This window comes from Paenibacillus sp. J22R232 (genome assembly GCF_056269165.1).
On record NZ_JBWDNK010000006.1, the window covers coordinates 73,835 to 86,132 of the forward strand.

Sequence of the window (12,298 nt, forward strand, 5' to 3'; positions counted from 1 at the left end):
GAAAACACAAATAAAAATGAAGCCTTTCCTTATTAAAATAGCGGTGCCACCTAACCATTAAAAAAGAGAGCTTCTTATGTCGCTTACTTATTGAAGTAGCGTTAACCGTTAGCTGCTGCGGATCGCATTTCCTCCATGATCCACTAAACTAAAGAGAGAACTCCCCGTAACAATAGTGAGATTCAATTCTTTTGCTTTTTGTTCCATGTACTATCACTTCAAAATTCGAGATAAATTTCACGGGAAATGCTTTTTTACTTATTGGAACTTCTAATGATTCTATTTCTATTAGTGGTTAGGGCTTTCTAGTTCATCACCCACACCGATTCTTTTGGGTTCACATATGTTGTGAGAGTACACACCAATCGAATCGAGGAAGTGATAGCTATGCCCGGACTGCTACGAACAGTCAACGGAACGACTACCCTTTGTGCAACAGCAAGCATAAAATCCAAGCAAGAAGGCGTCTTAAGCGCGAACATCGAATTGGTTTTAAACGCCCGTCGTGGCGTCTCCGACATCTTCCTAAACATCACGCAGAATGCATGTAACTTAGCAACGTTCAAAATACAATCTCTGAATCGCACAAGCAGCAGACTCACTGCCTCCTTTGGAAAACAAGTGAACGGCCTCTCCAGTGCCAACATCCTTCTCCAAGATAAGAACAGCAATATTACTGCTAGAGGATTCATTAATAAGAAGGCAATTATTCCAGTTAGTTTTGAAAGCGGCTGTCAATGTGGCTGCTCTTGCAAGCGTTCAAAAAAAATAAGCTTCAAAGACGGCACAATATTAAAGATCAGTATCGACAAATCGCTCCAACTTGCCCTCAAACGGCTATTTACTAAGCTTGAGCGTGTATTAAAAAGGCTAACACCGCAAGGACGCAAAGGCGCGACCGCTGATCCCGAATGCAATGCAAGATGTATTCGTATCGGAAACTCTTGCCGGGCTGCATGCGGTATCTTCGCTATCTTATGCACTCCAATATGTTTGAGCGCGCAGGCGGTTTGCCTTATTAGCTGTTTACCGACGTAGCTATTGAATATCAATCATTGCCTATTGGGTTGGTTATAACACGTAAAAGACCAGCAGTAGATCACTTGCCCAAACGCTGTCATACTTGAGCTTCCATCGAAAATCATTATCTCCTCTATTCTTATCTTACTTATAGTGATAGGCTTATATTTTGCTACTCCTTTAGAGTAATATGAATTAAAAGAGAAGTTCGACCCAAAGAAACCACTCTATTGGCAAGAGTGGTTTTGTCTTTAAATGCTGATATTAAAATTTTGGTCAAAATAACCTTTGCGCTTAGATACATTACGATGACCGTTATGACAATAATGTTAATTGGTCCTTCCACTATGCTCTACTGCCATTTAGCTAAATGAAGTATAGTCAGTCCACTACTTTATTTATTAGACTAGAATTTATTTTCTTGTGACAGTAGACTCGTTTTTCAAAATGCTAGCTAATTCATCAGTGAACTAATTCACGAAATCTTTGCCAACTTCGACACCTCTAATATTTAAATATTATTGTTTAATTGCATTTCGTTACATGTTTCAATTGGGAGACAACTTGAAACATTTCTTTGTTTATCGATAAAGATTTGAACTCCCCTTCCATTTATATGATCTGAGAAACTTATTTTCATATCGCCAAAAGGTAAGTATTTAACAACATTCTGAATATCTTCTTTTGTAAGTTGTTCATCTGTGTATTTAAGTACCATAATGGAAATATAACCGTTATCTTTCGATAAACTCAAACTTTCTTTTTCAAAAATACTAAACGGCAGGTTATGATCGTTAATCATTTTACTAATAGTTTGAATTTCCTCTTTATGGTTAGTACGTAACATTCTCTGTATGTCATCAGGAAAACTAATAATTGCTGGTACAATAGACGGGGTTCCTATTACAAATATAAGAGAAATGAATCCACTCATCAAAATTATTTTCTTATCTGATACTTTAATTATTAAAATCGTATACAATAATAAATCAATAGCTAATAAAACAGAATATAATCCCATTTTTCGAGAATCTTCTTCAACAAAAAGAAATCCACTAAACGAAAAAATAAGAAATATTAAAACACAAGTAAAATAAACTAAAATGAAGCCCAGAAGCCCAAAGAGAATATCCATTTTCTTTTTATTCATCGCAGTATTATCTCCCACCTTAGTGTAAGTTTTACAACATATACCATTATAAAGCAGGATTCATTCACGTCATTACATATAACGCTTCCCGATATACATGTTAGTACATATTCTAGTTGATGTTAGTGCATTACAATAGTACTATTTTCACATAGTACCAAAAAATCTCAATAGAATACAAAAAGACAAACCTTGAGAACCCCTTCGGCTACTGCAGTCAGAATTGCCTACTGCGCCCACTCCGGAATATTATCCTTGTCGCCAAAAGTCAACGCACTATCTTCTTTGCTTATCAATGTCCCAGACATTGCAGCCTCACGCGAAATCGTTAGCGTATACGGTTTGAGATTAGCAGGTTCAGATCCTGCCTCGGCAACCAACTTACCATTCTAGCACGTTACAAATATGAAAATACCACTAAACCGCTGAATGAGCGTTAGTGGTATTTTAACTTCATTTGGTTCAATCCCATTTCATACATATCAGGGACTGGCTGACTCTGTCTCGGCAAACCTAGCGGGACACCAACTATCTCTTGAATAGAACGGGAAAGTAGTCGTTCGCAAAAGCTTGGCCATGATTGGGCCGAGGGCCTAGCAAACGAATGTTGTCATGTCGTTGTATTCCCGCCCGGTAGCTGGTACCGCCTTTCATTACGTGAGCTACAATGGACAAACGCGGATCATTCGTACGGTTAGCCCCGGAACCGTGAAAGGTGAGACCGTGATGGAAGCTTGCTTGACCCGCCTTCAGAATACATGGCTCTTCTATCCAATCATGTCCCCCCGAATATTTCTCCTTCAGCTCCTCCATGTTCTGATTAAAGAAAGAGTTGCTGTCAGGAATCAGCCCCCACTTATGAGAGCCAACAATCGTCATCATTCCGCCGTTCGTCAAATCCGTGTCCTGAAGCGCGATCCATACCGTAATCATGTCCGGTGAATCCGAGCATTGCCAGTAGCCATAGTCCTGATGCCAGCCTACGTTGCCTGCCCCGGAGATTTTGTCGCCAATGCCCGGTTTGTAAATGACTTGATCATGCCACAGCCTTATTTCATCGGATTCCAGCAAATCCGCGGACAACTCACCGATAAAAGGATCGGTTACGACCTTTCTCACCTCGTCGTTAATCCACCAGCCATTATCTAATTTCCGCAGCGCGTCTGGATTATCGCTGAGACGAAAACCGTTCATCGGTATTCCGTCCCCATCGTAATCGCCAGACCATATACGCTCATGCGCCTCTCGCAATTTCTCGATCTGCTCATCGTCAATTAGCTTTGGGCTAATCCAATAACCGTCCCGGTTAAAATCCTCCTTATCCTTTTGCGTAATCCGATACTGCCGTTCTGTTTTGAAAGTCATCGACAAATCCTCCTTTTTTGTGGTTGCCACCATCTTAACCGAAGTAGATGCGGTTTGACGTTCAAGTGATCACGAAGTAGGATTAGAAACATAGACGATAATAGAAACAAACGAGAGGACAATGAAAAGGATGAAACCGCATGTGGAAACCAGTAGAATACATGCACTTGAAACCGGGCAAGCCTCCCATTCCCACAGTGCGCGCTGGACCTTCGATATAGAAAACGATCCGCTTATTCGCGGTGTACCGGAGCTAGTCATGCTCGGAAGCGATGATTTGCGCAAAGCATCGCCACTCTTTGAGCATGATCATCCTGGCTGCTATGAATTCGTCCTCATTGAACGGGGAAAAGCGAGATGGGAGCTCGACAGCTGCATCTATGAAACCCATGCTGGGGATTTGTTTCATACCCGCCCGGGGGAGAAGCACCGCGGAGGCTTTAACGTCATTGAGCCATGCAAATTTTGGTGGTTTATTGTGAAAGCTCCGCTTATCCAAGATTGGCTAAGTCTGCCGCTTGAGGAGATTAGGCAATTGGATCAAGCCATGTTGCAGTTGCCACGCGTGAAGAACATTGGCTTAACGCCTGTTGAGACTTTCAAAAAATTCAAAACCGCTCTCATGGGTGATTCTCCGCTCAAAAGCACGGTTGTTCGAAGCGCCATTCTCGAGCTTCTCATTGCCTTTATTCAGCCAAGCGGCGGCACTTCCGCTATCGCACCGGATTTGCTTAGCCAATATAGCAAGCTAATCGATAAAATGGCTAAAGAACCGGAGTGGCGCCCAACCGTTGATGAGCTGGCTTCTTTTGCGGGAGTCAGCGTATCGCATTTCTATCGAACCTTTCAGGATTATACGGGTGAACCGCCAATTACTTTTGTCGAACGGCTTCGTATTAGAGCTGCCTGTAGTCAGCTAAAGGAATCCCAAGATAAAATAACGGATATTTCTCATCGGTTAGGCTATCAATCCAGTCAGCATTTCGCGACCGTCTTCAAGCGCTTCGTAGGCGTAACGCCATCTGAGTGGCGCTGCACTTGAACTCCATTCCGCTTCTTGTGATTAAACACCGATACATCTAAACTGCAGATTACCGTTCACACGAAGAATTCGCTTAGCTGCGAATCAAAGGTTTCCTGTCACTTGTATCTCTCATATCCCTTTATCCCACTATGCAAAACGCCCCAATACCGATTTGGTATTGGGGCGTTTTGCAACAACGATAGGAGCGCCTAAAAGGCTCCTCGGGAATGTTAATATCCGAATTCCCTTCCAAAAAGCGTGTTAGACATTAACATGATAACGTCCTTTCGGCACAACCATGGGCGAACCAGACACCGGATCTTCAATGACGGTGCAGTCCAGCCCGAAAATGTCTTTTACGAGAGTACTCGTTACGACCTCGGTCGGCTTGCCTTCGGCGACAAGCCTGCCTTCATGCAGCGCGACAATATGGTCGGCATATCGCGCAGACAAGTTAATGTCATGGAGCACCATGACGATCGTGGTGCCGTGTTTGCGGTTCAAGTCGGTGAGCAGATCCAGTATTTCGACTTGATACGTGATATCCAGAAAGGTCGTAGGCTCATCCAGGAATAGAATATCCGTCTCTTGCGCCAGTGCCATGGCAATCCAGACGCGCTGCCGCTGACCGCCTGACAGCTCATCGATATTGTGATTAGCGAATTCAGTAATCTTCATCGTTTCCATTGCCTCTGCTACTGCCGCATAATCTTTGTTCGTCCAGTTGCCGAATAAGGATTGGTGGGGGAACCTTCCTCGCCCAACCAAATCCGTCACGGTAATGCCCTCAGGGACAATGGGAGATTGAGGCAGTAGTCCGACAACCCGTGCCAATTGCTTGGGCGAGATCTTGTTTAACGGCTTGCCGTCTAACGTGATGGTGCCCGAAGCGGGCTTGATCAGTCTAGCCAGCGTTTTAAGAAGCGTGGACTTACCGCAGCCGTTTGAGCCGATAATGACGCTTATTTGATGGCTGGGAATGACGAGATCAACGCCATGGATGACGGTTTTGTTCTCATAGCCTGCTACGATCCGTTCGGCCTGGAAGTGATGCGTCGGCTTCATTATAATTCTCCCTTCCTATTCATTCGGATTAACAAGAAGATGAGATAAGGCGCTCCGAGCAATCCGGTAATGACGCCAACAGGAAATCTGTACGGGAAAGCGAATTGTCCGATGAGATCCGCCGCCAGCACCAAATTAATACCCACTAGCCCCGCTGGAATGATGTTCGATAAACCGATTCCGACTAACCGAATCGCAATTGGCCCAGCTAAAAATGACACAAAGGCGATCGGACCCGTTGTGGCGGTTGCGATAGCAATCATGCAGACAGAGCTCACAATCAGTACGATTCGAGTCTTGTCCGTATTTATGCCCAGGGAAGTAGCCGCTTGCTCTCCGAGCTCCAATAGGCTCAGCTGCCTGCCAAGTACGAGAAGAATAGGCGTGCAGATCAATACGGTTATCATCAGAGGCGGCAATCTGTCCATCTGAGCGCCGTTAAGGCTGCCCGTGAGCCATCGGATCGCCGCAGGAAGGTCTTGCTCCGCGCTGACCAGCATCAGATAGGATATAACGGCATCAATCATGGCTTGTATGCCGATTCCGACCAGAATGAGCCTTCCGATTGAGAATGACTTGCCTCTGGATAATAGATAGATCAAGATGACGGTGGCAAGTCCTCCAATGATAGATGCGACCGAAATAACGGCTCCGCTAGCTTGAAGAATAATAATGCAAAAAACAGCCGCCACGCTGGAGCCTGACGTAATCCCGATCACGTTAGGGTTAGCAAGGGGGTTGCGCAGCATGGTCTGGAACGTATACCCGGCAATGCCGAAAGCGAATCCGGCGAACAGTCCCGCTAGCATTCTCGGCAAACGGATCGTATGGACCGCGAAGGAAACGCCTTTGAGCTGCTCGCCTGAAATCGCCCGAATGACGTCTTGGACAGGATAGATGGTATTGCCAAGCAACAGCATGGTACAACTCAATATGCATGCCAAAACCGCCAGCAAGCTGGTCACGAGTATCCATCGGCGGCGCCTATGCTGCCGGCCAGCTTTTATTCGTTTAATAGTTGGATTGGTCATAATGAACGCACTTTCGATCTCATAGCGACTATGATTAGTATTGGTGCTCCGATAAACGCCGTAACCACACCAACCTCAAGCTCTCCGGGACTGCCGATCAGCCTGCCGCCTACATCCGCTATGGTCAGAATGATTGCTCCGGCAATAGCGGACATCGGGATGACAAACCGTAAGTCAGGCCCAAGAATAAGACGAATGACATGAGTGGACAATAGCCCGATAAATCCAATTGGCCCTGCCAGCGCAGTCGTCGCTCCGCATAACAGGACGCCTGCAAGCGCTGCGATAAACCGCAGTTTTCCCGTCCGAACGCCCAGTCCGGTCGCTGTATCATCTCCGAGCGCCAGCGCATTCAGTGCCGGAGCTACGAGAAAGCCAATCAGGAGCCCGACGACTAAGAACGGGACGAACGTGCCGATACCGCCCCAACTAGCTGAGCCGACGCTGCCGACTTGCCAGAACCGGAACTGATCCATGACGTAAGAGCGCGGAATCATAATGGCAGTAATTAGAGACCCAAGAGCTGCGCTCGTGGCTGCTCCTGCCAGAACAAGCTTAATGGGCGTGGCACCGCCACGCCCCATTGAGCCGATTCCGAACACGAATACTGCAGTAATCGCAGAGCCTGCCAAAGCTAGCCATATATATTGATTCGCGGTGCTTATGTTCCAGAACGCGACGCCACACACCACGAACAAGGATGCGCCCATATTGACACCCAATATGCTAGGGTCGGCTATGGGGTTGCGAGTGACTGATTGCATTAGCGCTCCCGACACGCCTAACGCTGCTCCGCAGAATAGGCTGAATACGGTGCGGGAGATGCGCTTGCGAACGATGTTGGCCGTGTAAGAGTCCACGTCCTGACGGAATAATCCGTCCATCAGTTCGTGAAATCTTAAAGGCCGGGAACCGAAAGCCAGCGAAGCGCATACGCTTAAGGCAAGCAAAACCAGGCACAGAACCATGACTAAAGCGAAACGATTGGGGACATGCGCTTTTATCCTGCCCGTACCCGTACCCGATAAATTACTCATTGAGTTTATCGATTGCTCCGCCGATTAGTGCTAGGTATTCATCAAGGGTATAGGCAATGGATAGCGGATTTGGGTTACCGGAGGCAGCCAGTGGCGTGCCGTTGCCGATGAACACGACGGAACCTCTTTGGATCGCCGGAATTTTGCCTAGCAGAGAATCTGCTTTCACCGCTTCATACAAGCTCTCGTCGCCATAGCCGATGATTATATCGGCATCGTTCAGCGCTTCGGCATTCTCGGCGCTCAATTGCAAGGAGTAGCTAGTTGGGTCAGTAATCTGGCTCGTGATGCTCTCCGGATATTCCATTCCTAGCTCGATCAAGAATGCGCCGCGCGGGTCAGCAGGCGTATACAAGTGCAGCTTGGACATATCTGTCGCCGAGAAGTTGACCCAAACGACTTTTTTGCCTTGCATCTGAGGATATTTGGCAGCCCCTTCTTTCACTAGAGCTTCCGTATCCTTGACGAGCTGTTCGCCTTCCGCTTTCATGCCCATACCTTCAGCTGTGAACAGAACTTGCTCGCGCCATGTGGTTGCCCAAGGCTTCGTTTGGTAAGCGACGACAGGAGCGATTTGGCTAAGCGTGTCGTAATCTTCCTGCGTGATACCGGAATAAGCGGCAAGAATAACATCCGGATTCGCATCCGAGATCGCTTCGAAGTCCAAGCCGTCCGTATCTTGGAAAATATTCGGCTTAGTTTCGTTAAGCTCCTTAAGCTTCGCTGCCGTCCATGGCAGAAGTCCGCTGTCGTCCTGAACGCCATAGTTCGCTGCCGAGAACCCGACAGGAACAACGCCTAGCGCGAGAACGACATCATGGTTCGCCCATTGGACGGTAACTACGCGTTCCGGCTTGCTCTCGATAACCGTTTCGCCAAGCGCATGTTTGATTACGATCGGATATTGCGTATCGTCTTGGGAGGCTGGTGCCTCGGTAGCCGGCGCTTCGGCGCTTGCTGTCGGAGACGGAGTGGAATTATTGGACTGGCTGGAGCAGCCAACCAACGCAATGACTAGAATAATGGCAACAAGCAATGTTGCAAATGAGTACTTACTTTTGTTTTTCATGAACGTACCTACCTTATCCTGAATTGTGTTTGTCGTCGATAATGATTATCAACATCAATCACTATAATATTTATCTATACGAATGTCAACGCAATAACGGTCTGATTTCACAGGTTAATCAGCATTTCCTAAGCCAAGTATGCTTGACGGGACCTGCCCCGCAGCATATGGCCTGTCCTTAGTCTCGGCTTGACTCTCGGTCCCTCCATCGCAAAGAACTCCTCCAACTGGCGTTGACGCGCCTATTGGAGGAGTTCTTTGCGATTCAACGCCTATTCACGAAAGAATTCGTATTTAATTAGCCTTTGACAGAGCCCGCAGTCATCCCGGCTACAATTTTCTTATTGAAAAAAATGAACAAAAGCAGCGGCGGAATGGTGATGATCAGAATATTCGTAAACAATAAATTCCATTGCGATACGAACTGGCTAGTGAAATTATAGAGCGTTAATTGCACCGTTGCGTTTTTTGATCCAGGGAAGAAGTACAGCGGATTCGTAAAATCATTAAAAATAGCAACCGATGAAGTTACAATTACCGTAGCAGTAACGGGCTTAAGCAGCGGGAAAATCATTCGGAAAAACAAACGGTAGCCGCCAGCCCCGTCTATAATTGCCGCTTCGTCAATCTCTCTTGGGATACCCGACATAAACCCTCTATAGAGCAATACGCCAAAAGAGAATCCTAGCGCAACCTCCACGAATACGATGCCGGCAAGCGTTTTGTATAACGCGAGTCCATCCAAAACCCAGATCGTCGGTACGATTGCAGGGGGAATGATAAGCCCGGCAAGAATGAAAAAGCTGATCCAAGGCGTCGCTTTATCCCGTCTGCGCTGCAGCACGAACCCTGTCATCGCACAGACCACAACTAATATCGCAATCGATAAGACGGTAAGAAGCGTACTGTTATAGAATGCGCGCATCAACATATAATCCCGGGCAGAGACGACTTGCGATACATTATCCCAAATATGATTAACGGATGGCCACGAAAGATTCAGAAGCGATGCCTCTTTGGCATCCTTCATCGCATTGACAATGATGAAATAAAACGGGACCCAGAAGATTACGACTGATAAAATAATGGCGGCCGCTTCAACGCTGAAGCTTCGAAATCTCCGGCTCATAGGTCAACCTCTTTTCGATTTAAAAATGAAGTCAGCGGATACACCAATATGGTTACAACTAGAAATAAAATAACGTTGCCTGCTGTGGCTAGTCCGTAGAAACCGCCTTGATATTGCTTATAGATGACCGACGCAAGCACATCCGTCGTAAAACCTGGGCCGCCCTTGGTCATCGCCCAGATCAGATCGAACGAGCGCAAGCCGCCTATGAAAGCCAATATGATGACAGAATTAGTAGCCGGACGGCTGAGCGGGACGATAATATTCCAGAACTTATTAAACGCATTGCCTCCGTCGATTTGGAGCGCCTCGTAATACTCCTCCGGAATGGACATAATGCCTGCAATATAAATGACCGTTGCAAAGCCTACGCCTTTCCATACGTCCACGAACGCTACCGACAATAACGCCCAGCGCGTATCGCCAAGCCAATCGGGCCCGTTGATGCCCACTGTGCTCAATGCCGTGTTAATGAGACCTTCGGACGGGTGCATCATCATGCTGAAGGTAATACCGATAGCAATCGTACTAACCAGAGTGGGGAAAAACACGACAGACCGAAGATACGATTTCACTTTAATTTTCGTCGTCAAAAAAACGCCGAGCAGCAATCCTAAAGTAACTTTTAGAACACAGGTCACTACCGCATAAACAAACGTATTCTTGAAGCCAATCGTCAAGGAAGGCTCCTCGAAAAAGGTAACAAAATTATCAAAACCGATAAATTCATAATCAAGCAATGTCCATCTCGTCATGCTGAAGAAGAACGACATTACGGTAGGCAGCAAAAAAATAATAAAATAAATGATAGCTCCGGGCAAAAGAAAAGTATAAGAATAATTCCTTTTCCACACCTTGTTCATAATGTCTCCTCCTGTTCCTTCCAGTAAATCGGCCCTGTATCATTCACAGGGCCGAATTCGTGCAGTTATAAAGGAATGATAAAGTTACCAGCCCTCAAGCCCAAGCTGTTGTGCCTGCTTCTCAACATCCTTGTCATAGAGCTCCGCGCCTTCTTTGGCCGGCCTAAATCCTGCCCCGACCTCTGTTGTAATTTGCGGCAAGCTTGGTCCTTTAATCGGAGAAACGAATTCAAGAGCCGGAGCCGTTTTGTTATTGTCGAAGTATGGAAGCATATCCTTTACGACTTGAGCGACATCATCCGGAATGGTCGCGTTTTTGATTAAATACGGACCTGTAGGTTTTGAAGCCTTCGCCCATTCAACCATGCCCTCTGGGGATGCGATAAATTCCACCAATTTCTTCGCTTCTTCCAAGTGCTCGGAGTTTTTATAGATGTATGTCCCGCCTGGCATCCAAATCGTCAAGCCGTTCTCGTCCGCATTGTCACCAGGCTGTGCAAAGAAGCCGATATCATTGATGGCATCCGGATAGTTCTGTTCGAATACAGGAACGGCAAATGTGAGCATGGGGTAATGCGCCCCTTTGCCTTCCGCCAGCATTTTAACGCCGGCATCATACGTTGTAGCTTTAAAGTCTTTATTCATATAGCCTTTGTCAAAGACCTCCTGCAGCTTCTCAAACCCTCTCAAAGCAGCTGGCGTGTTTGCGAATTTTGATTTATTGGCCGTATAATCGTCTGCGAATGTTGGTGATTGCGCTTGCACGTTGTAGTAATCAGCAAGCAGGATCAACTGGCTGGTCCAATCATCCTTATATGTGCCTATGACTGGCGTGATTCCAGCAGCCTTAATTACTTCGCTGTTTGCCATCAGCTCCGCCCATGTTTGGGGAACGGACAGACCAAGGTCTGCATACACTTTTTTATTATAAAACCAACCTCCACCCATGGCTGCGCCTGCCGGTGCCCCGAAAATCTTGCCATTGGACGACACGGTAGTCTTAAATGAATCAAGTACATTGGCCATGAAAGGCTCATTCGTCAAGTCAACCAAATTTTGCTCCGGATTCAATGCCTGCATGAGCGAGCCGGAATTATAGATGAAGACATCATTCATATCGCCTGTGGACAGTCTTGTTTTTACGAAGCTATCCCCTTCTCCGCCGCTTGGGCGCGTCTCATGCTCTACGGTAATGTTTGGATATTTCACTTGGAATGCTTCAATGATTGCTTTCGCTGTATCAACGGCGTCCTGCGTGTTATCGGTGAGAAGCGAGATTGTCACTTTCTTGTCAATGGCTTCATTGGTAGCGCTTGAAGCGTTTTCGGTAGCTGTTGCAGCCGTATTATTGTTATCCGTATTCGATTTGCCGCATGCGGCCAGCATAGTTAAACATAAGACGATGCATGAAAGCATAGCGAGCATTTTTCTTGTTTTCGGCATTTCATTAATCCCCCTGAACATTCATTTTTTATTGGAACTGAAGGGACCGGTCCCCCTGTGCTTTCATTATAAACCGGTAGGGGTCATCGCTTGCACTGCTTC

11 protein-coding genes are annotated in these 12,298 nt (G+C 46.5%); 2 read left to right on the forward strand and 9 right to left on the reverse strand.

The features are described from left to right. Positions 1–387: 387 nt before the first annotated feature. Complete coding sequence (locus AC0YN3_RS19345; protein ID WP_475776608.1) at positions 388–1,038, forward strand: hypothetical protein; 651 nt, start codon at positions 388–390, stop codon at positions 1,036–1,038. A gap of 493 nt (positions 1,039–1,531) precedes the next feature. Here AC0YN3_RS19345 and AC0YN3_RS19350 read toward each other — a convergent pair whose 3' ends face one another. Both AC0YN3_RS19350 and AC0YN3_RS19355 read right to left on the reverse strand, forming a co-directional pair. Beyond that, positions 1,532–2,170 (reverse strand): hypothetical protein, encoded by a 639-nt coding sequence (locus tag AC0YN3_RS19350; protein WP_475776609.1) that lies wholly within the window; start codon positions 2,168–2,170, stop codon positions 1,532–1,534. A 528-nt stretch (positions 2,171–2,698) separates the two neighbouring features. Further along, positions 2,699–3,535: a phytanoyl-CoA dioxygenase family protein gene (locus tag AC0YN3_RS19355; RefSeq protein WP_475776610.1), complete on the reverse strand. Its 837-nt coding sequence runs from the start codon at positions 3,533–3,535 to the stop codon at positions 2,699–2,701. A gap of 142 nt (positions 3,536–3,677) precedes the next feature. On the opposite strand from AC0YN3_RS19355, the gene AC0YN3_RS19360 reads away from it, so the two are divergent. Next, positions 3,678–4,577: a helix-turn-helix domain-containing protein gene (locus tag AC0YN3_RS19360; protein WP_475776611.1), complete on the forward strand. Its 900-nt coding sequence runs from the start codon at positions 3,678–3,680 to the stop codon at positions 4,575–4,577. A gap of 243 nt (positions 4,578–4,820) precedes the next feature. Here AC0YN3_RS19360 and AC0YN3_RS19365 read toward each other — a convergent pair whose 3' ends face one another. The 7 genes from AC0YN3_RS19365 to AC0YN3_RS19395 form a co-directional block, all read right to left on the reverse strand. After that, positions 4,821–5,624, reverse strand: coding sequence for an ABC transporter ATP-binding protein (locus AC0YN3_RS19365; protein ID WP_475776612.1), 804 nt, complete (start codon positions 5,622–5,624; stop codon positions 4,821–4,823). Next, a complete protein-coding gene (locus AC0YN3_RS19370) occupies positions 5,624–6,655 on the reverse strand; it encodes a FecCD family ABC transporter permease (protein ID WP_475776613.1) in 1,032 nt (343 codons plus the stop codon). The genes AC0YN3_RS19365 and AC0YN3_RS19370 overlap by 1 nt, the downstream gene beginning before the upstream one ends. Continuing rightward, positions 6,652–7,623, reverse strand: a complete 972-nt coding sequence (locus AC0YN3_RS19375; RefSeq protein ID WP_475776796.1) for a FecCD family ABC transporter permease — start codon at positions 7,621–7,623, stop codon at positions 6,652–6,654. Before AC0YN3_RS19375 ends, AC0YN3_RS19370 begins: the two co-directional genes overlap by 4 nt. Before the next feature lie 61 nt (positions 7,624–7,684). Further along, entirely contained in the window at positions 7,685–8,761 is a 1,077-nt protein-coding gene (locus tag AC0YN3_RS19380) for an iron-siderophore ABC transporter substrate-binding protein (protein WP_475776614.1), read from the reverse strand. Positions 8,762–9,059: 298 nt separating this feature from the next. Then, on the reverse strand, positions 9,060–9,890 hold the full coding sequence (locus tag AC0YN3_RS19385; RefSeq protein WP_475776615.1) for a carbohydrate ABC transporter permease: 831 nt from the start codon (positions 9,888–9,890) through the stop codon (positions 9,060–9,062). Then, positions 9,887–10,753, reverse strand: coding sequence for a carbohydrate ABC transporter permease (locus AC0YN3_RS19390; protein WP_475776616.1), 867 nt, complete (start codon positions 10,751–10,753; stop codon positions 9,887–9,889). Before AC0YN3_RS19390 ends, AC0YN3_RS19385 begins: the two co-directional genes overlap by 4 nt. Before the next feature lie 84 nt (positions 10,754–10,837). After that, positions 10,838–12,196, reverse strand: a complete 1,359-nt coding sequence (locus AC0YN3_RS19395) for an ABC transporter substrate-binding protein (protein WP_475776617.1) — start codon at positions 12,194–12,196, stop codon at positions 10,838–10,840. Positions 12,197–12,298: the final 102 nt, after the last annotated feature.

What these genes read in the sequence shown, in the direction of transcription:
- AC0YN3_RS19345 (WP_475776608.1), top strand. Translation starts at nt 388, where the DNA reads ATGCCCGGACTGCTACGAACAGTCAACGGAACGACTACCCTTTGTGCA.
- AC0YN3_RS19350 (WP_475776609.1), bottom strand. Translation starts at nt 2,170, where the DNA reads ATGAATAAAAAGAAAATGGATATTCTCTTTGGGCTTCTGGGCTTCATT.
- AC0YN3_RS19355 (WP_475776610.1), bottom strand. Translation starts at nt 3,535, where the DNA reads ATGACTTTCAAAACAGAACGGCAGTATCGGATTACGCAAAAGGATAAG.
- AC0YN3_RS19365 (WP_475776612.1), bottom strand. Translation starts at nt 5,624, where the DNA reads ATGAAGCCGACGCATCACTTCCAGGCCGAACGGATCGTAGCAGGCTAT.
- AC0YN3_RS19370 (WP_475776613.1), bottom strand. Translation starts at nt 6,655, where the DNA reads ATGACCAATCCAACTATTAAACGAATAAAAGCTGGCCGGCAGCATAGG.
- AC0YN3_RS19375 (WP_475776796.1), bottom strand. Translation starts at nt 7,623, where the DNA reads ATGGTTCTGTGCCTGGTTTTGCTTGCCTTAAGCGTATGCGCTTCGCTG.
- AC0YN3_RS19380 (WP_475776614.1), bottom strand. Translation starts at nt 8,761, where the DNA reads ATGAAAAACAAAAGTAAGTACTCATTTGCAACATTGCTTGTTGCCATT.
- AC0YN3_RS19385 (WP_475776615.1), bottom strand. Translation starts at nt 9,890, where the DNA reads ATGAGCCGGAGATTTCGAAGCTTCAGCGTTGAAGCGGCCGCCATTATT.
- AC0YN3_RS19390 (WP_475776616.1), bottom strand. Translation starts at nt 10,753, where the DNA reads ATGAACAAGGTGTGGAAAAGGAATTATTCTTATACTTTTCTTTTGCCC.
- AC0YN3_RS19395 (WP_475776617.1), bottom strand. Translation starts at nt 12,196, where the DNA reads ATGCCGAAAACAAGAAAAATGCTCGCTATGCTTTCATGCATCGTCTTA.